At 40.2% G+C, this 21,899-nt stretch carries 10 protein-coding genes and 1 pseudogene; 5 read left to right on the top strand and 6 right to left on the bottom strand.

What is annotated here, in order from left to right; translation table 11 throughout:
• The first annotated feature begins 10 nt into the window (after positions 1–10).
• Positions 11–5,419: a trifunctional serine/threonine-protein kinase/ATP-binding protein/sensor histidine kinase gene (locus NSTC745_RS22460; protein WP_445632927.1), complete on the top strand. Its 5,409-nt coding sequence runs from the start codon at positions 11–13 to the stop codon at positions 5,417–5,419.
• 419 nt (positions 5,420–5,838) lie between these two features.
• The gene (locus NSTC745_RS22455) at positions 5,839–6,531 is read left to right on the top strand and encodes a nuclear transport factor 2 family protein (protein WP_445632926.1); all 693 of its coding nucleotides are present in this window, start codon (positions 5,839–5,841) and stop codon (positions 6,529–6,531) included.
• 74 nt (positions 6,532–6,605) lie between these two features.
• Here the strand turns inward: NSTC745_RS22455 and NSTC745_RS22450 are convergent, their stop codons facing one another.
• Positions 6,606–12,221, bottom strand: coding sequence for a PAS domain S-box protein (locus tag NSTC745_RS22450; protein ID WP_445632925.1), 5,616 nt, complete (start codon positions 12,219–12,221; stop codon positions 6,606–6,608).
• A 611-nt stretch (positions 12,222–12,832) separates the two neighbouring features.
• Here NSTC745_RS22450 and NSTC745_RS22445 point away from each other — a divergent pair.
• The gene (locus NSTC745_RS22445) at positions 12,833–13,267 is read left to right on the top strand and encodes a hypothetical protein (protein WP_445632924.1); all 435 of its coding nucleotides are present in this window, start codon (positions 12,833–12,835) and stop codon (positions 13,265–13,267) included.
• A 355-nt stretch (positions 13,268–13,622) separates the two neighbouring features.
• Here the strand turns inward: NSTC745_RS22445 and NSTC745_RS22440 are convergent, their stop codons facing one another.
• Positions 13,623–13,814 (bottom strand): hypothetical protein, encoded by a 192-nt coding sequence (locus tag NSTC745_RS22440; protein WP_445632923.1) that lies wholly within the window; start codon positions 13,812–13,814, stop codon positions 13,623–13,625.
• Positions 13,815–13,888: 74 nt separating this feature from the next.
• On the opposite strand from NSTC745_RS22440, the gene NSTC745_RS22435 reads away from it, so the two are divergent.
• Complete coding sequence (locus NSTC745_RS22435; protein ID WP_445632922.1) at positions 13,889–14,134, top strand: hypothetical protein; 246 nt, start codon at positions 13,889–13,891, stop codon at positions 14,132–14,134.
• 108 nt (positions 14,135–14,242) lie between these two features.
• Here NSTC745_RS22435 and NSTC745_RS22430 read toward each other — a convergent pair whose 3' ends face one another.
• Entirely contained in the window at positions 14,243–16,567 is a 2,325-nt protein-coding gene (locus NSTC745_RS22430; RefSeq protein WP_445632921.1) for a response regulator, read from the bottom strand.
• 509 nt (positions 16,568–17,076) lie between these two features.
• Positions 17,077–17,217 (bottom strand): annotated as a pseudogene (locus NSTC745_RS22425) (IS982 family transposase); the annotation flags it as partial.
• A gap of 631 nt (positions 17,218–17,848) precedes the next feature.
• Between NSTC745_RS22425 and NSTC745_RS22420 the strand changes: the two are divergent.
• The gene (locus NSTC745_RS22420) at positions 17,849–18,064 is read left to right on the top strand and encodes a type II toxin-antitoxin system HicB family antitoxin (RefSeq protein WP_445632920.1); all 216 of its coding nucleotides are present in this window, start codon (positions 17,849–17,851) and stop codon (positions 18,062–18,064) included.
• Between the two features lie 69 nt (positions 18,065–18,133).
• Here NSTC745_RS22420 and NSTC745_RS22415 read toward each other — a convergent pair whose 3' ends face one another.
• Both NSTC745_RS22415 and NSTC745_RS22410 read right to left on the bottom strand, forming a co-directional pair.
• A complete protein-coding gene (locus NSTC745_RS22415; protein ID WP_445632919.1) occupies positions 18,134–20,119 on the bottom strand; it encodes an ATP-binding protein in 1,986 nt (661 codons plus the stop codon).
• Positions 20,116–21,396, bottom strand: a complete 1,281-nt coding sequence (locus tag NSTC745_RS22410; RefSeq protein ID WP_445632918.1) for a DUF4255 domain-containing protein — start codon at positions 21,394–21,396, stop codon at positions 20,116–20,118. The genes NSTC745_RS22415 and NSTC745_RS22410 overlap by 4 nt, the downstream gene beginning before the upstream one ends.
• Between the last annotated feature and the right edge of the window lie 503 nt (positions 21,397–21,899).

Genomic DNA, 21,899 nt, shown 5'->3' with positions numbered 1-21,899 from the left:
TCAAAAATCTATGCCAAATCGTACTGGATATCAAATCAACTCAACTCTCCATGAAGGAATTCAAACCGTTATTTATCAAACACAAAGACCAAACACGCAACAGCAAGTTATTATCAAGCTGCTTAAAAATGAATATCCTACCCTTGAAGCCTTTACTCGCCTGAAAAATGAGTATCAAATTCAGCAAGATTTAGACCATCCGAATATAGTTAAAGCCATTAGTTTAGAAACTTTTGAAAATCGTGTAGGACTGTTATTAGAAGACTTTGGCGGTCGGTCTTTAGCCCAAGTTGTACAAACAGAAAAGCTTGATTTAATTAACCATTTAAAAATTGCTATCCAACTGACTAAAGCTTTAGATTACTTGCATAAAAACCAAATTATTCATAAAGATATTAAACCTAGTAACATCATCATTAACTCACAAACTGGTATTGTTAAACTGACGGATTTTGGCATAGCTTCCCGCCTAAATAAAGAAAATCCCCAATTTACTAACCCTAACTCTGTTGAAGGCACACTTGCCTATATGTCTCCCGAACAAACTGGGAGAATGAATCGTATTATCGATTATCGTACTGACTTTTATTCTCTTGGTGCGACTTTATATGAAATGCTCACCAAGCAAACACCATTTTTTAGCGAAGATCCCCTAGAAATAGTTTATAGCCACATTGCTGTTCAACCAATAAACCCACAGTCATTAAATCCTAAGATTCCTACCGCCATCTCTGAAATTTTGATGAAGCTGATGGCTAAAAATGCTGAAGACAGATATCAATGCGCCACAGGATTATTAGCAGACTTAGAATTATGCCTTAACCAGTTAGAAACTCAGGGTACAATTACTAATTTTGTTCCAGGTCGTTTAGATGTTTTAAGTCAATTATTAATTCCACAAAAATTATATGGTCGCGAACAACAAGTTAATGAACTATTAGCAGCATTTGAGCGCGTTACATCTGGAGCTAGTGAAATGATGCTAGTTTCTGGTTATTCTGGCATCGGTAAATCCGTTCTAGTCAACGAAGTTAATAAACCTATTACTCGCAGACAAGGTTATTTTATTTCTGGAAAATTTGACCAATTAAAACGAAATATACCTTATGCGTCTTTAATTCAAGCTTTTGCTTATTTAATGCGTTATTTACTCACAGAAAATAATGAAAAAATAGAATTATGGCGTCAGAAAATATTATCAGCTTTAGGAACAAACGGAAAAGTCATTACTGACGTAATTCCAGAAGTGGAATTGATCGTTGGTACACAGCCCGAAGTTCCTCAAATTGGTGCGACAGAATCACAAAACCGCTTCAATCGTGTTTTTAAAGAATTTATCCAAGTTTTCACTCAAAAGGAACATCCATTAGTCATTTTTTTAGACGATTTACAATGGGCAGATTCAGCAACCTTAAATTTAATTCAACTGCTGATAACCGACAAAGACAGTAAACATCTCTTGTTTATTGGGGCATATAGAGATAATGAAGTTACTCCGGCACATCCGTTAATCCAAAAAATAGAAGAAATTAAGAATAGCGGTACAGTTGTTAATAATCTGGTCTTGCAGCCTTTAAATTTAGAAAATGTAACTCAGCTAATTTGTGAAACTCTTCAAAAAACAGAAGCCAGAGTTTTGAATCAGCAAATTATTCAATTAGCTGAATTGATTTACAATAAAACCGGAGGCAATCCTTTTTTCATTACACAACTAATTCAGGTTCTTTATCAAGAAAAATTATTGAGTTTTGACTTTATTAAAGCCCAATGGCAGTGGAGTTTAGAGGAAATTCAAGCAATTGGCATTACTGATAAAAATGTAGTGGAACTCGTTGCCAGTCGCGTTGAAAAGCTGCCTCAGGTAACCCAAGATGTATTAAAATTAGCAGCTTGTGTGGGCGACAGATTTAGTTTAGATATTTTATCGATAGTCAATGAAAAGTCACCTTCTGTGACAGCCAATGATTTACACTCGGCTTTGCAAGCAGGATTAATTCTGCCTTTAAGTGAAGCTTACCGCATTCCTTTGGTTTTTAATCAAGAAGAAGCGGTGAATTTAAATTTTGATACTTCACGAGTGGGTTATAAGTTTTTACATGACAGAGTACAACAAGCAGCATATTCGTTGATTCCAGAGGAACTTAAAAAATCAACTCATTTAAAAATCGGTCAATTACTGCTACAAAATATCAGTCAAGAGGAAATAGAAGCAAATATTTTTGATATCGTAAATCAGTTGAATGTAGGTATTGTTAACTTAAAAGAGCAATGTGAAAAAACTGAATTATCACGATTAAATTTGATTGCTGGACAAAAGGCTAAAGCATCTACAGCTTATGAAGCTGCTCTGAAATACTTCACAACTGGCATAGAACTTTTAAGTATAGACTCTTGGCAAACTGAATATACTTTAACTGTAAGTTTATATGAAGGAGCCGCAGAGGTAGCCTATTTGAGTGGTAATTTTGAGCAGATGCAGCAATGGGCTGGCGTAGTAGAACAAGAAGCTAAAATTCTTTTAGATAAAGTCAAAGTTTATGAAGTACAAATTATCGCTTCAATAATTCAAAGCAAACAAATTGAAGCGATTAAGATAGCAGTATCAACTCTGCAATTGTTAGGAATAAGCTTTCCAGAAGAACCAACATCAGTTGATATTCAGCGAGGCATGGATGAGATTGCTGCTGATTTAAAAGGGAAAGTTATTGCAGATTTGATTAACTTACCATTAATGACCGATCCTAACAAGATTGCAGCCATGAGAATCTTAATGGGAGTTCTCCCAGCGGCTTTTCAAACCGCTCCGGCAATGATGCCAATTATTGTCTGTAAAATGGTTAATTTGTCCTTAAAATATGGCAATACGGCTGTATCTGCTTATGGTTATAGCCTTTATGGATTACTTCTTTGTGGAGTTCAAGGAGAAATTGATTCTGGCTATGAATTTGGGAAATTAGCTTCTATTTTAGTATCGCAATTTAATGCTCAAGAACTTAAGGCTAAAATTCTGACAGTTGTTAGCGCCCATGTGATGCATTGGCGGGAGCATGTTAAAGAAACATTAATATCATCAATGGCAGGGTATTCTAGTGGTTTGGAAACCGGAGATTTAGAATATGCTGGCTATTGTGGTTACATTTATCCTTACCATTCATTTTGGTTGGGTAAGGAACTTTCGATTTTAAAAAAAGAATTCATAGCTTATTGTGATTCGCTGAAAAGAATCAAGCAACAAGTAGCTTTAACTTGGAATTCAGTATATTTGCAAACAATTTTGAATTTGCAGGGAAGTTACGAAAATGTTGACTGTTTCATTGGTGAAGCTTACAACGAGCAAAATATGTTGCCAATTCATCAGCAACTTAACGATCTTTATACCATTAACCATCTATTTGTAAATAAGCTGATGCTCTCTTATTTATTTGGGGAGTATTTTAAAGCTGTAGAAAATGCTGCGATCGCAGAAAATTCTTTAGGTGGAGTTACAGGTTTATTTGTTGTTCCACTCTTTTATTTCTACGATTCTTTAGCTCACTTGGCTATTTATCATACCGCTAAAGAATCCGAGCAGCAAGCTATTTTGGAAAAAGTAGAAGCTAATCAGCAAAAAATGAAACTCTGGGCTACTCATGCTCCCACAAATCACTTACATAGATTTTATCTTGTGGAAGCAGAGCGATATCGAGTTTTGGGTCAAAAGCTCGAAGCGATGGATTACTATGAAAATTCTATTGCCACATCTGCTGAAAACTGTTTCCTCCAAGAAGAAGCTTTAGCTTATGAGTTAGCAGGAAAGTTTTATCAATCTCTAGGCAAAGGTTTAATTTCTCAAACTTATATAACTAAAGCCTATTATGCCTATATTCGTTGGGGTGCGATCGCTAAAGTTAAACACTTAGAAGTACAGCATCCTTTTCTAGTTGGACAAACTACTAATGTAGAAACTTCTATTTCCAAACTAGATAAAATCCAGCTTACTACTACTACGACTACTAATAGCAGCTTAAGCGATTTTTTAGACTTCAATGCATTCATCAAGTTTTCGCAAGCGATTACCAATGAAATTGTTTTGGAAAATTTGTTGAGTAAGTTAATCAAAATATTACTAGAAAATGCTGCTGCACACAAAGTCTCACTACTCTTACTGAAAGACAATCAACTTTATATCGAAGCTTCAGGAAATACTACTGAAAATATAGTCACAGTTTTACAGTCTATTCCTGTTGAAACATCTCAAGATTTGCCGCTGACTGTTATTAACTATGTTTTGCGAACCCAGCAATATCTCGTATTAAATGATGCCGTAATTGCAGAACCTTTTAATTTTGATATTTATATTCAAGAATCTAAAACAAAGTCAATTTTTTGTTTGCCGATTATTTATCAATCACACCTGACTGGCATTATTTATTTAGAAAATAGGTTATCCTCAGCAGCATTTATTCCAGAAAGGGTAGAAGTTTTAAAAGTTTTAGTTTCTCAAATGGCTATTGCCATAGAAAATGCACGGTTGTATACAAGAGAGCAAGATAAATCTAAGCAATTGCAAGAGTCAATTCAAGATTTACAACAAGCACAACTACAACTTATCCAAAGTGAAAAGATGTCTTCTCTGGGAAATTTAGTTGCAGGTGTAGCACACGAAATCAATAACCCAATTGCTTTTATTACAGGTAGCATTGCTCAAGCCAAAGATACGGTTAAAGATTTAATCGATTATTTACAATTGTATCGAGCAAAGTTCCCTCATCCTGGTGTCGAGATTGAAGAGAAAGGTGAAGAAATAGATATAGATTTTGTCTTGACTGATTTACCAAAAATGATTGACGGAATGACAGTGGGGACACAGCGTATTCGTAATATTAGTACTTCTCTTCGTACTTTTTCTCGTGCTGATACTACCTCTAAAGTATTAGCTAATATTCATGAAGGGATTGATAGTACTTTAATGATTTTACAGCATCGCTTGAAAGCAGATAGTAATCGTCCTGCCATTCAAGTCATCAAAAATTATGGAGATATTCCATTAGTAAAATGCTATTTGGGGCAATTGAACCAAGTGTTTATGAATATTCTGGCCAATGCGATCGATGCTTTAGAAGAAGCAAATGTCGGTCGTGATTTTATAGAGATCCAAGACAATTATCCGAATATTATCACTATCTTCACTCACCTGAGTGAAAATAAGGAAAATGTACTGATCGAGTTTCGAGATAATGCTAAAGGAATGCCGGCAGAAGTTAAAGCCTGCATATTTGAAAATCTATTTACTACTAAAGGTGTAGGCAAAGGTACGGGATTAGGATTATCTATTAGTCGTCAGATTATAGTAGAAAACCACGCGGGTAATTTGATTTGTGAATCCGCTGTGGGAAAAGGAACAGAATTTATCATTTCTATTCCTATTTCTGGCGAATAAGATACTTTTGTGAAAGCAGAATAATCCTAGATACCCGCCTTGTCAAATAAGTCGGGTATTTTCTGTATCACGAACGATCGCAGATTACTATAGTAATTATATTTAAATTTAAAAAATTGATAAAATAGGTTTTATTTTGCTATCGATCAAAACATGTAAGTGCAAATTTAATTACTTAATCAAATCAACATAGAATTGTTTCAAATTAACACTAACAAATTCATTTATTGGTTGCTATAACTAGTGATATCAATCAAATCTTGTACTAGCTTTATCATTTATTAGCTGATATCAAAGTAATCTCTAGCTAAATCTGGAAGGATTTTAGCAAGTTTTTATGAGCTAAATTTATCAGCCTAAACTTTAGCTGGCGAGAAAGTACAAGATGCGAAAAGTGTCACAATTTAGGGGGTCATCTTGTGGAAAAAAGAAGAGAAAATGGGCGAATCATTTCCAAAGCTATCTCGTTTTTGTTAAATCGCATAACTTTGATAGTGCTAGCAGCCACTCTTGTGCTGTTTGTTGGTGGTAGGTTTGAAATAGCAAGTGCAACTCAACCTAATGCAGAATTAGAGATTCAAAAATTAGCAAGCTGTTACGCGCTGGGAACTGACGCCATCGGTAGAGGAAATGTCTTAGAAGGAAAGAATATTTATCGGGATTGTTTTACCCAAGATGCAGTCCTGACTGCCGTTTTTCCTGATGGTGCAAGCGAAACACGCATTGGAACGGATGCATGGGCAGATTTTGTTAATTCAGTATTCCAAGGAAACGGATATGTAGCTACCCAACACTTGATGGGTACGATAAACATCTCAGTTCAAAATAACAAAGCAACGATGAGTTCTTATCTTCACGCGACTCATAAACGTTCAGAAACTAGTATAGATGTCGCTAATGGGACTTATGAAGATGAAGTCGTCAACAAAAATGGGCGCTGGAAAATCCGTAATCGTACTCTCAAACTTATCGATTTCTTAAATCTAAGTTCTCCAACTACTAATTCCTCAGCTGCTGATTCCTCAGCTACTGATTCTTCTGCGGCTAATGCTCGAATCACTAGTTCCTCACCTAGCTTTGTCAGACCAAAGATACCTCGCTTAAAACATTAATTCTGTTTCACTTTAAACTTGATACAAATACCTTGGTAGGGGCGCACAGCTAACTGTGCGCCCTTACGATATTATCAATAATTCTCTGTTAGATCGATAATTTCATCAAAGCAAAAGTTACGAACTAAATTTGCTAATTCTTCTGCAAAGTAAGAATAATTTGGCTCAATTTGTTCGATGAGTTGGAAAATTCGCTCGGCATCAACTTCAATGGCTGCTTGATTTAATTGTGCTATCCATTCAACAGGCATCATCGCAATTGCAGAGTGAATATCCAAAATGGGAGATTGAATATTATCCGGCTTTTTCTCTGTGGTATTTTCGCTGGTTTGTTCTGCATAAATATAATCCACATGCAAATATTCAGCGATTTTTTCAAAAATCACTTGTTCTCGGAATGGCTTACGAACTAAGTCGTCACAACCTGCGGCTAAGATACTTGCTTGTTGTTCTTCAAAAGCACTGGCAGTTAGAGCGATAATTATGGTGCGGCGATCGCCATCTATATTTCTTTCTTTGGCTCTAATTTCTTTAGTTGCGTCATAGCCGTTCATTACAGGCATCCGCATATCCATCCAAATTAAGTGGGGTTGCCAATTTTCCCAAATAGCGATCGCATCTTGTCCGTTATTCGCAATTTTCGTATTAAAACCAACACTACCAAGCAGTTGCACAATTAGATCGCAGTTTTCTTTGCGGTCATCCACCACCAAGATCCGATAATCTGGTTGATTGGCTGCCAGTTGCATCACGCGGGCTTTACCTAACTTTGGTGTAGCTTTTAATGCTGCAACTAAATTCACTTCGATGTCAAAGCTAAAAATAGATCCTTCCCCAGGCGTGCTGGTAATGTGAATGTCACCACCCAACAATCGCACAAACTGGCGGCTAATAGTTAACCCTAACCCAGTGCCCTCCTTGGTTTGGATACCGCTTGATGTCTGCACAAAAGGCTGAAACAAATTATTCATTTCTTCTTGTGCTATTCCCCGCCCAGTGTCTTCGATTTCAAAAATTAGGGATTGGGGACTGGGGATTGGGGCATTGGGAGTGTGGGGAGTGTGGGGAGTGTGGGAAGAAAGAGAATTTATGCTTCCCACACCTCCCTCTCCTCCCACACCTCCCACACTTCCCCATCCCCCCATCTCCCCATCTCCCCATCTCCCCATCCTCACCCGCAAGGTTACCCCACCAGTTTGAGTAAACTTGACGGCGTTACCCAAAAGGTTAATCAGGATTTGGCGGAGTTTACCTTCATCTGTTTGGATGTAACGCGGGAGATTGGGGGACATTTCAAATTTGAGGAATAATTGCTTGGCTTGTGTCCGCACCTGGAACATTTCTTGTAATGTTTGCAACAAGAAATAAAGGTCGAAGTCTTCGGGGTTGAAAATGATTTGCCCGGCTTCAATTTTGGACATTTCCAAGACATCGTTAATCAAGTTGAGTAAGTGTTCTCCACTACGGTTAATGGTAGCTAAAGATTCACGTTGATTTGACTTGAGGCTGGTGTCTCGTTCCATTAATTGAGAAAAGCCGAGAATCGCATTTAAAGGTGTGCGGAGTTCGTGACTCATGTTGGCTAAGAAAGCGCTTTTGGCTCGGTTGGCAGTTTCGGCGGCTTCTTTGGCAATTCTCAGGGCTTCTTCTGCTTGATGCCTGGCTCGACCGATCGCTATTATTTCACCAACCAATTTCAATAAATTAATATCTTCTTGGTTCCAGCTTTTCGAGGAGTGAATCATCGCCACACCAACAAATCCAACGACTCTGCCAGCATGAACCATCGGCACAGCAAGTAAAGATTGAAACGACATGGTTTCAAATAGTTTTCGCTCAGGCAGATGGGGGGGTAGTTCTTCCACGCGAGAGATTTGGCGATGTCTACCACGCAGGATTGGCTCGTAAAAATAGGGGAAAACATCCACCGGCGAACCTCTGGCAATATCAATTAATGGTGGAACATGTTCGCTGCACCATTCATGGATGAGGTTAAATTCTTTTCGATCGTTGGAGCATTCAAAAATACAACTGTGTTCGGCATTAATAAATTGAGCGATCGCTTCTAGTGTAAAGTTAATTGCTGTTTCTAAATCTTGGTCGATGAATTGCCGAGAAATGCTACTGATTAAACTTTCTGCTTGGGTACGACGTTGCAGGGCTGCTTCTGCTAGTTTGCGATCGGTAATATCACGAGCTACTCCGACAATCTGAAAGTTACCTTGAGTATCTTGCGTGCGGGCTATATTAGCAGTTTGCCAAACCCAGCCCCCATTGCGATGTCTGCCGCGAAACTCAGTATCCGAAATTCCCTCGCCTGTTGCCAGGACTGTTTGGGCGACTTCTAGACATTTTGGCACATCATCGGGATGAGTAAATAATGCCAAAGAATTACCCTCGATTTCGCTAGGGTAAAATCCAGTAGTCTTCAAGATGTTTGGAGAAATATAGTTGAAAACACCATCTTCATTGATAACAAACAGCACATCATTGACTGTTTCAACGATAGTGCGAAACTTTAACTCGCTTCGTTGTAAAGCTGCTTCTGCTTGTTTGCGTTCCAATTCGGCACCGGCACGGGCAGCAAAAATTTTGACAATTAATTCTCGTCCAGGATCGGGTTGCATTGGTTTGACATCTATCACAGCAAGATGTCCAATGATTTCGCCGGATGAACTGGTGAGAGGAACGCCAAGAAAACTTTCGGCATTCATCCTCACTAAATCTATATCTTCGGGGAAAGCGGCTTGCACTCCTTGGGGATAATGACACATGTTGCCTTGTAAGGTGTGTTGACAAGGAGTACCGTGCAAATCATATTCCAGGTTTTCGCCAATATCTCCGGAACACCAAAATGCTAATGTGCGGACTTTGGTTTTTGGCTCATCATTAAATTCAGTAACTAAAGCATATTGAACTTGCAATACTTCGGCAAGATAACGAACGCAGGAATTAAAGAATTCATCACCGGTTTTAGCTGCTGTACCCTCAACAATTAAGCGTAAAGCTTGTTCTTGGTATTTGCGATCGCTAATATCTGTAAACACGCAATCGAGGCAAGATTCTTCTGAATTCAGTCGCAGCGACAATAATAGCCAAACTAAAGAACCATCAAGGCGATGCATTGGTAATTCAAAATTGCATACTTCGCCGTACTCTTGTACCTGTTTTAAAATTATTGCTCGATCGCTGGGATTTGGATATAAATCAACGATGGAATGCTTACCAATTAAATCATCAGCACAGGCAAAACCCAAGATATTTGCACCGCGATCGTTAGCATCTAGAATTAATCCATCTTCTGGACGGGTGCGGAAAATTCCCACTTGGGAATTCTCAAAGATGTTGCGGTATTTCATTTCACTACGACGCAAGGCTTCTTCTGCTTGCTTGCGTTCTGTAATGTCGCGTCCCACACCTGCGATCGCAATTTCACCGCTAGAAGTCTCGATCGTGGAAGTGTTAAAGTTAAACCATCGCCAGTCACCATTTTTGTGTCGCAATCGCACTTCAATATTAGTCAGCTTTTCGCCAGTTATCGCCCTTTGTAAAGCGGTGGCGCTAGTTGGTAAATCTTCGGGTTTGGTAAACTCCGCCACAGAATGACCTTCGATTTCCTCCAAGGTGTAACCCATAATTGCAGTTACATTGGGCGAGTGATAGGTAAAAATTCCTTCTGGCGAGAGAACAAATATCAAATCATTGGCATTTTCAACGATGCTGCGGAATTTTAACTCATTTTCTTGCAAAGCTGCTTGGACGCGTTTGCGTTCTGTGGCATCGGTGCCCACTGAAAGAATTTCGACTAAGTTTCCTTGTTCGTCTATTATGGGTTTGTTTGCCCAGACTATCCAAACGCGATCGCCATTTTTGCACAAGTTCTCATTTTCGTTAAAAATATACTTTTCTGGGTACTCGCAAATATCCACCATTAAAGCTTGCAAGTCGCGTCCAGAAGTTTCGGTTTCTGGAACAATTGTGCCGACAACATTACGTCCTGTAATTTCATCTAAATCGAAACCAAATAGCCTTTGACCGTAGTCATTTAAATATAAAATGTCACCGTTACTATCCCAACGCAGAATGATGCAATTGGCTGTTTGCACCAGATCGCGATATTGTGCTTCGCTTTGGCGTAAGGCTTCTTGGGTGCGTTTGCGAGCTGTAATATCTCGGACTATTGCTAAGATATGCGGCTTGCCATTATAAATACAAGTCGTTCCTTTAACTTCGACATCGATTAAAGTGCCATCTTTGCAGATATCAACTGCTTGTCCATAAAATTGCTCGCCAGCTCGTGTTTTTTCTAAAAACTCATAAAAAACAGCATGTGAATCTGGGTGAATATAAGCAGATGGATGCAAAGCCATAAATTCTTCGTCGGTATAGCCGTGCATCTGACAAGCAGCAGGATTTATTTCGATGACTCTTTCTGTTTCGATTTCGGTGATAAATAGTCCATCATTGATAGCTTCAAAAATACTGCGGTACTCCAACTCACTTTGTCGCAGGGCTTCTTCTGCCCTATGGCGTTGAGTAACGTCGCGAAAACTCCAGACTCTACCAATAATCTGTTCGCCGACGCGCTGAGGACACGAGTAGCGCTCAAATATTCTGCCGTCGCGCAGTTCTAAACAGTCGTAACTAACTACTTCCGGGTTTTGGTATAATTCTCGGACGCGTTGTAAAAATCCATCGGGGTCTTTTACTTGGTCTGCCAGATGCGCTAGCCGCCGAGGATGACTTGGTTCGTTCAAAAGTTCTGGTGGAATCGACCACATTTCTAAGAACTTTTGATTGTAACTAGTGATATTACTGGAAGTATTTACTACTAAGATTCCATCTTGAATTGATTCAAAGATAGCATTTAACAAAGACAAAGAATTTTCTAGAGCTAGCTGGGTTTTTTTGCGGTCTGTAATATCGCGCCCCAAAACCAGTAAAGCTTTGCGTCTCCCATCCTGGTGAAACAAAGGAGCTTTAATCATATCTAAACTGCTCGTTGTCCCATCAGGTCGAGGAATAACTTCTTCTACCCGATGCACAGATCCCAACTGCCAAGATTGTTCGTCTGTTTTGCTGCAATTTAGCAAGGCATCCCGATAAAAATTGCTAAATTCTGCTAGTTCTGAGTCAGTTTTGCCAGGGTAATCAACACCTTCTAACTCTAAAAATTCCAAGTTAGCTTGGTTGGATAGCAACCATTTTCCCTCACCATCTTTTAAACAGATGATATCTGGTGTAGCGTTAATTAATGTCTGTAACCGTTCCTCAGTTTCTTGCAAAGATTCTTGAGCTTGTTTTGTCTTAGTAATATTGCGAATCACCAATATTGCACATTTATGATCGGTTAATCCGATAGAGTTACCGGAAATTTCTAATGTTATCCTGTGATGTTGCAACTGATAATTTGTTGTTTCATACTCCCCATTGAGTATTCTGATATCGGGATAGGCTGGTAAAGCAACTAACTGTCCAGCTTGCTCTAAAGGTAGCAAGTCAATTAACCTCAAGCCGCAGACAGTACCGCGAGCTTGGTTAACCAGAAATTCAAAACTAGAATTGCACCATTGAATTCGTTGGTCTTCTCCCACCCAGACTACAGCATCAGCGATCGCATCCAGTGTGAGTTCCATCTTATTCAACGTGGTTTGCAATTGCTCTAACTGCTCTAGCTGTTGTCTACTCATCAACGACTGACTCCTCTTCAAATAATTCGTAATAACCCTCAGTTAAATGCTTTACAAATTAATAATCATGTGGTGTTGATGATACTCATAAATCTGTATAGTGATTGTATCGCTACTCCATGCCTGAAATATTCGACTACAGTAAAACTACACATTCCTTTCCAATTTTACGGAAGTCACACAGATTGTCGTCAAGACACAACATTCTTGTATCTCTAAATGTGTACCGTACTTACCTGAAAAAAGCTTTATTTACGAATTACGTCCAACGGCGTGATATCAAGATTGGATTGTTAGTACGCTGGGATACTCAATTACAGCAACACACAAAAGCTGTGTCGTTGTTGGGTTTCGGTCGCTTAAAGCTAAGCTATAAGTAAAATCATTTTTCTTTCTTGAGAGATACAAAACAGCGATAACAACGCTCTTTGATAAAATGCGCTCTCAATGTGACTTAAAATTATATTATGCTACTTATAGCATGATATCAATTTTTTATATGCTTAGTTGATTGCTATTGTATTTTTAGCGAAAATTTGAAATAGTAATGAACATCTGAGCTAAGCCAAAAGCTCATTGATTGTCTTAATTTACAAAGGAGAATATGTCTCATGCTAAAGCGTAGTATCAAACTAGCTGTTTTTTGCCTTGCGTTACTCATTGTCACTGTGAGTTTAGCCATTTCTACGCCAGCGTATGCGGGTACAATTACCCTATATGAAGGCAATGGAGGACAACAAGATACACTAGGTAGTTATTCTGATAGACCTGATTTTGCAGGTAGAGTTTCGCCAAATGATGAAGCTCGTTCATTAAAACTCAGTGAGGTTGCACCATTCACAATAATTACAGTTTATGACAGCCCAGATGCTGCGGCAGACGATGATTACACCACAATTAAAGTCAAACAAAAAACTCCCAAGGATTTGGTCGTAGGTACCTTTGAAAATTCTTTTGAAAATGAATATGTCAAGGTAGATCATTCCCACGACAATGGACTTGATGGAAAGGTTTCATCCATTAAGATTCAGGGTTTTGATTTTTAATAGATCGTAGATTTAGGCCATTATTGCTATGGCGCTAATGGTCTAAATCTGGGTCTATCGCTCCCTTGATGCTTAGAAAAGCAAATGAATTATATTTAATAAATGAATTTTACTAAAAGCGAAAAATTACGAATTACGCCCAGCTGCGATTTGATATAAAGATTGAATTGTTAGTCCATCACTGGGGTATTCGACTACAGCAAAATTACATGTTACCTGAAAGCGATCGCCATCAAAACCTGTGAATATTTACTGGCAGAAAGTATATGAAAGTTCAATTAAAAAGAATAATAGGTTGGTTTGTAGCTTGCTTCACGAAGTGAAACTTTTCAACCTCTATTAATCGTGACTTGTACTAAGCCACTGTTTTTATACTGTTGATGCCGTGACTCATCCACTGTGCCAACAACCATTGATTAGCAGCCTTGTCCAGCGAGGCTAGGACGCGAAAATTAAAAACTTGCTGCCAAACCGTTTGAAACTGGGCTGGCGATCGCTCGTCAACTACCAGAACTGCACGGCGGTACAATTGAAGTAGGGATGGCAAAAGACATTTTTCACCCACGATCCCTATTACTTACAACAAAGCTTAATTATGAGCAAAGAAGAACAGTTACTCGAATGTTGGCGCGAGTAGAGTTCTATGAATCTTTTTTTAGCGGTGTTACGCTCTGGGCAACTAAACTAGAGCAGATTGTCCAAATTGGAAATCACATTGCCTCTACTTATGGTCTAGCCGCGATGGATGCCCTTCACCTTGCTGCTGCCCTCTCTGTGGATGCAGAGGAATTTGTAACCACCGAAAAAACTACACAACCCATGCATCGCGTTACAGAAATTAAAATCGTTTTAATTGCCACTGAATAAATCAAAAGTTGAATTAATAAATATCTGGTGAAATTAAATATGCGTTACCCAGAACCCTTGTAGAGACGTAGCAGTGCTACGTTTCTACACTGTTTTTCACTCCTATGCCTAATGAAAACAATAACGCCCAACGGCGGTTTGATATAAAGATTGAATTGTTAGTCCATCACTGGGGTATTCGACTACAGCAAAGTTACATGTTACCTGAAAGCGATCGCCATCAAAAGCTGTGAATATTTGGTGGCGTAATGTAGTTAAAATCTCACTCAGACGATGGTTAATTTCTGGTTTTGTTAATCCAGAAATTCCCACTACAAAATCTCCGTTACCCCAATAACCTAGAACTTCACCACTGCAAAATGCGGATTGAAATAAGCGACTCCATCTTTGTAATACTTGATTACCAGCCTCATGACTATATTTAATATTAATTTGACGCAAATCATTCACACTCAAAATCGCCAAACAAACAGATTGCTGATTTTTCTCGGCTTGAGTAATTAGGTGTTCTAAATTGCGGCGAGAGTGGAACTGATTTGCTATTCCTGTTAAAGGATCTTTCGTAGAAAGAGACTGAAGTAAACGGCTGCGTTCTAAGCGATGGGTAATCCGTGCCAATAATTCCGCCCCAACCACAGGTTTAATCACATAATCATCTCCCCCCACAGCAAACACCTGCTGTACAATTTTGATTTCTCGATGAGCAGTGAGAAACACAATCGGTAATTCTTGCCATTGGGGATCGGTACGAACTGCTTGGCAAAGTTCGATGCCACTGATTTGGGGCATATCTACATCTAAAATCAACAAATCCGGTGTCGTAGATTGCAGTACCTCCCAGAAATGTAAAGGATTGTCCAATGCCGTCATCCGCATACCCCAAGGTTCTAACATTGGGCGCAGTGCTGCTAAAATCAGGGGATCGTCATCTACTGCCAATACATTGATCCGCAAAGAGCGAGTACGCTGTAATAGTTGAGACGAAACATCCCACACCTGAGCAGCTGTTACAGGTTTAGCTAAAAACCCCCGCGCCCCGCACTGAGCAAAAGTTACGCGTTCTACTAACTCATCATTACCAGCCAACACTAGCACGGGTACGGCTGGGGTACGCGTTGCTAATTCCGACAGCAATGCTAAACTTTCTTGGCGCTGCCCTACTTCATCTACATTTAGTACTACTAAATCAGGGGATGTGGTTTGCAAAAAGTTTTTTGCATCCTCTAAATTTGTTATTTGCTGCCAACACATTCCCATACATTCAACGAGTTGTTGCAACTGAGAACCGAGTTGGAGATTGGGGTCGATTAATATTAATTGGCTGCAAATTTCTGGGACGATCGCCGTAGTTTGATTATCTACCTTTTGCCCCATTTGATTAATTAATTTACCCAAATCTTCAATCAAAGACAGCAATTGTCGCTTTTCACCTACAGACAAATCCCCATCTTTTCCTAAAATCTGTTCGATTTCCCGCGCTATTTGAGTGCCATTGTCTTGTTCAAACATCCCCAAGACACCAGCTAATTTGTGCGCCTCTCGTTCTGCGGATTTGCGTAACTCCTGAGTCAGAGTTTCCTTAGCAAGCGCAGCTGCTAATTCTTCCAGCACCGCCAACCGCTGCACCATCAACCCTTCGTATTGTTTCCACAAGCCACCCATCGCTTGCTGAAACTGATCCTCAACACGAGGACTTGCAACTACTTGCGTTTTTTCTTTCCCCCCCTGCTTCCCCTGCTCCCCTTGCCTCCCCTGCTCTCCTTTTCCGGGATTAAGCCGATATCCCAAGCCATAAACGTTTTCAATCCAGTCTACTGCTCCGGCTGCTTTTAACTTTTGCCGTAAGTATTTGATGTGTGATTTTACAGTTTCCTCCTGGGGTGGATCGTCAAAAGTCCACAAATGCTCAATGATATCCCCACGACTAAAAACACGCGAGGGATTCCTCAGAAATAACTCCATTAAACTGTATTCTTTGGCAGTTAATTCTATGAGTTTGTTGTTATAGGTGACTTCGCAACTACTGGGATCTAGTCGTAGTGCGCCTATTTCTAGTATCGGAGTAACAGGGCGATCGCCCCGACGTAGCAGCGCCCGTATCCTTGCTTGCAGTTCTCCCAAATCCAAAGGTTTGATCAAATAATCGTCGGCACCTGCATCAAGTCCCTGAATCCGCTCTTTAGTACCATCTTTGGCCGTCATTAACAAAATTGGAGTAAAACACCCACCAGAACGCAATCGCTGACACAATGTAATCCCGTCCACTTTTGGCAATCCTACATCTATCAGCAGCAGATCGTAGCTGGCATTTTGGGTGTATTCCCACCCCATTTGTCCGTCCTGTACCACATCTACAACATAGTGTTGTTTAGTCAGAGACTTCAACAAGACACTTGCTAAAACTTCCTCGTCTTCGATTAGCAAGATTCTCATCGCACCCGTCCAATATATAACTTGCTACATTCCCCAAAAAAGATAGTAGACTAAATAATTAATTTTCTACAAGAACAAAATATAAATAAATAATTTTTTAATACGTAAGCTATTACGGTTTTTAATTGCACAGTCAATCATGAGGTTTGTTGACTGTTGATAGTTATACCGATTCAAAAAATGTTTGCGACAGATACCCCACCCGCCTAACCGCACCCTCCCCTTGCCAAGGCTACGGTTGTCTTGGATGAAGGAAGAATCTCCGCCGAGGAACGGCGGAGAGTTGTCAACAGTTGTACTCACAACTCTTCTGAAGGTCTAGCAATGAATCCAGTTTTCACTCCGCGCTTGAATCCTGCACGTTCGTAGAACCGCAATGTCTCCTCACTTTTTGAGCTAGTTAAAAGCATGACTTTGTAACACTTTTGCTGCCATGCCAAATCCAAAGCATAATGCAACGTGAGTTCGACAGAAGTAGAAAATGGCAGGAGGTAGTGCAGGCAAATCTTTTGGGTAAATATCAATCGAGGGTTTTTGGGTAAATAGGTGTAAGCAGCCAAACCAGCCATCAGATTGACTAAAAAGTTAAATACACTACGATGGCGAGAGTGTTCTATTTGACACATATTTTTGAGATGGTCATTGACTGTTATGACACACATCTATCGGGGTAGAATCTATAAAACTAATCCCTGTAATTTCTCCTGTCCGTGTATCTAAAAAACAACTCTTGGGACATTAAGCACCAAGGCATGAGTTCCACAAATCTTGTGTAACTAACTAAATTTGGAAACGCTCCACGCCAACTTTGTAGCACGTGCAAAGTGTAGAATTCTTTGAAAGTTTTATAACCACTACCATCAAATGCGATAGCTATTGTCATCACCTCTGATAAATGCATCCTTGATTGGCTACGGCGCTCTCCCTTCGTGGATGGTAACTGTGGTACTTGTTGCCACAAACTCTCCCACTGGCTGCAAAAATCATCTACGTCACAGACAATTTGTGTGATGTCGAGGCGAGATACTATAGTAGAGATAGCGGAAAGTCTGAGCGGAGGCTTCCTCCGCTCAGAACTTTCCAAGACAGCCGAGACCTGGTTTTTCTTTGATATTTTTAGTCTCGGCGTTTTTTTGTGAGTTTTTTACCGACTCTCAATCAATCTTGGCGTTCGCTAAAAAGCCATCGGTTTCTCGCGCTTCATATCTAGCAAGCTCTTTGACTTTTTCTAACCGTCGAACTCACGTTTACTTAATTACATAACATCAACAAGTAACAAAAATGAACTTTTATACTGTTGTACTCAGACAAAGTTCTAGCTATTGGGTTGCTTTATGTTTAGAAAATGGTATTGTCGCGCAGGGGGATACTCAAGAAGATACAATTAATAAGCTGAAAGCAGCAATTGAATCATTTGAAGTTGTTTATGAGTCTGAAAATAATATTTATAAATCTCCTATTTCAATAGATGAATTACATGAATTTTTACTTTTTTAAGAAAAACAACAAGATTAATAATATTCCTTTCCCAGTCCCTAGTTCCTATTTTCAAGCTACGCTATAAAATCACACCCACCCGCCTATTTCCGCATCAGTCAAAGGCTTCTCTAATTTGGTATACTCTGTCTGAGCAGCTCGCAATACGTGTTTCATCTGCACGGGTTCGCCAGCATCGGCAGCGAGAAAGGCTGCATTTAACGCAATATTACGGATATTACCGCCAGCTACATTTAGCCGTGCCAGTTGCATAGCATCCAAGTCTGCGGTTGGTGTGTTGGGTGGAAAGACGCGTCGCCAAATCTCGGCTCGTTGTACGGTGTCGGGGAAGGGGAACTGCACGACGAAACGAATGCGCCGCAGAAAAGCTGTATCAATTGCACTCTTAAGGTTAGTAGTAAGAACTGCTAGACCTGGGTAGCTTTCCATACGTTGCAATAAGTAGCTGACTTCGATGTTGGCATAGCGATCGCGTGCATCTTTAACTTCAGAGCGTTTGCCAAATAAGGCGTCTGCTTCGTCAAACAACAAAATTACTCCACCTTGTTCGGCGGTATCAAACACCCGTCGCAGATTCTTTTCTGTCTCGCCGATATACTTACTAACTACGGATGACAAGTCAATGCGATACAGATCCAAGCGCAATCTATGTGCTAGCACTTCTGCTCCGAAGGTTTTACCTGTGCCGCTACTACCAGCAAACAAGGCGCTGATTCCCAATCCCCGCCCACCTTTGCCAGCAAAACCCCAATTGTTATATACAGTACTCCGCTGCCGCACGTGTGCCGCAATTTCACGGAGAATTTGTTTCTGTGGTTCTGGTAATATCAAGTCGTCCCAATCACCAGACGGCTCAATTCGTTGGGCGAGTTCATCCAAACGCGGACGTGCTTGCACGCGACAAGCATCCCATAAAATCTCACCAATATCGTTTTCTGGTTTTTGTACTAGCTGCCCTGCGGCTTCTGCACAAGCGGCGCGGATAGTTGCAGCACTCAAATTAAACTGATCTACTAAGGTTTTGACTTGCCCGTTCATTTGCGGTGCAATCCCCGCGAGTGCATCTTGCCAAACTACACCTTGTTCTTTGATTGTTGGTTGATGTACGTCAAAACTAACAACCAAGCGTTGTGATAGGCGCATTCGTTCCCGACTGGTGACGATTAAAAAGCCGTTGATGCGTTCGATGAAATGAGCGATCGCATTCAACCGCGCTGTATCATTGCTATCGAGTTCGTTGCAATCCAGAAGTAAGGCACAGCTACTCAAAATTGTCTCACGAGTCCACAACCGAATCAGATTATCCAACTCGCTCGGTGCTTGGGGAATGACTTGTGCGGGCATTACCCACAAACTCAAACCCTGGAGTTGACAAATTCTAGCGGCGATCGCCCGTTTACTGTTAGTTTCCATACCACATAATTGCACTATTGGCAAGCTGTTTATCTTATGAGCTTGCGACCATACGGCTACAACTCGCTCTGCTAGCTCTTGGTGCGATGGTACTAAATCGCTGACTTCTTGTAATGGTTCAATGATGCCAGCTAAGCGTTCGTCAAGGTATTGGATGCCTGTGAGATAATGCAAAATTCGCTCGTCAATTCTCAGGGGACTGAGGGTGAGGGCATGGGCATCACCAATTTGAATTAATCGCCAGTGACGTAAGGGAGCATTTGGGGCGATCGCATCCCAGTGGACGTGAGGTAAAGTTGCTAAAGCTAAACTTAAGGTTGGGTAAGCTCGCTGCGAATCGCCGTGTATTTTAGCACATAATTTGCCAAAATCTCCATTCAATTCCATACCCGCACACAACAACAGCAAATTGCTCTCAAAGGATGAAAGTCTAAACATTTTGCAGACTCTATTAAATGCCGATGGTGCAGGCATAGCAGCAGCAGCTTCTTGGAGTGCTTGCTGTAAATTTTCGTGGTTTTTCGCCTCAGATTGATTTTGCGAACTGGCAGTGTAATTTTCTAAAATCCCCCGGACTACGGCTAGGGCTGCTGATAGATAGCGGTAGTTTGCCCGATCCCAATCGATAGTTGTAGCGTTCATGAAATTGTTACCTGTGGCGAATCATATTCTCCAGACTGATTCTTGTGCAGTGGACTTTGGGCGCCATCTACTCGCACCCGCACAATATAAGTTCCTGGCTTCACATTTTTAACAGGAATAGTAATTGCATCAGTATCTTTTGTGCGCGATGCAACTAAGAAAGAGTAAGCTACCAAACTTTCGGCTGACACATCACTGAGCAGCAAAACTATACGCTGTGCTTTGCCAACTTTGGGATGGAATTTAACAGTAATTTCAGCCGAACGTAAATTGTCACCAATTTTTTCCACTCCACCAACGAATGCCGTAATTGTTGGATGGAGGACAAAAGCTGCAACATTTGATTCAACTATCTCATCCGTTTGTCCTATGTTGCCCATTGGCAAATGTACCACTTGGATACTTTGCACGCTTGGGTACAAATCTGCTGGCACTAACAAGCTGATTTGCGTTTCTTTAACATCTTGAGGTACTAGTAATGTCTCCGTGTTACCCAATCGGATTCTGGTGATATCACCGCGTAACCGCTTTCCACGAATCATTAATATTGTGCCAGCAACAATCATTTGCTGATGTTCAGTTTTTTCCAGAGGTATGACTTGCTCAATATTCGGTTGAGACAAAGGCATCATGTAGAAGCCTTCAAGATTCTCAGATTTGCTACTCTCAATCAATACCATTGATGCTAAATAGGTAGCTGAAGGTCGATAGTGAGTTTGTAAAGCAGACCATAACTTAGAAGTTTCTTCCATATTAAAAAACTCTGGGGTCAGTTTGATTTGCCCAATTGCTTGTGCTAAATCAGATACAGACACACCAGCCACAGCTTGGGAAAAAGCAGTGGAAGTATTAGTTGTAGATGCATTTATCAGAGTATTTTCAATAATCTCCGTCGTAATACATGGCGTTTTATGTAATAAATGCATTGCGTAGCCTAGTAAAAGCTCTGTCTGAAAATCCTTGGCTCCGTAGGCTGTTAATAAATAATGCAGATCGAGAGCAAGCGGTGGAGTGCTAGAGGGCAAATTTCCATTTAAACGTGAGTGCCTGCTCCGAAATTCTTGAGATACCCAATCAACATTGCGATTCTGCGTCACTTGGTAGAGAAAGAGGTTGAGTTGAGCACGCTCGTCAGCTTCAACTGAAATTCGATCGGGCGGTAGGGCAGTTACAATCACATCACCAACACTAGCAGCGATCGGATCGCTGACTAAACCGTTTTCCAGCAAAACTTTTAGTACTGCTGTCACTGCGGCTATAGAGAGTACGTTACTCATCCTCGTTCCTCATGGCAATAGCACATTTTAATCATGTACGCCAGGACACACTCACAGAAGATATTTTGCAAAACTTTAAATATAAGCGCTGGGAACTGGGTACTAGGAATATACTTCCAATCCTTAATCGCTAATTCCCGATCCTAATCCCCTATTTTTAGTCCGTAGCTCAGTATTTATCAGGAACTAATTATAGCGATCGCAAGTCTTAATTTTAAGCATTTTATCAAATTCTTCTCATTATTTTAAGTTCCTAATATGCTAAGCTGAGTGTAACTAGATAAATATAAGTAATATAAATTACTAAGACTTTACATAATAAACATCAAATAAATAAAAAATTTGTAATACTGTAAGAAATGAGGAGCCTAGTCTAGATACTTTGTTCTCAACCTCTGAATTATTACGCAATACTATAGGATTTAGGATTCTTATTTGATTTTTGAAAAAACTCCGTACTACTGGCACAACCTGATTCCTGATTCTTTACTCTCTACTCCCTA

The organism is Nostoc sp. DSM 114161 (assembly GCF_052692665.1).
This window is presented reverse-complemented; position numbering and strand designations above follow the sequence as displayed.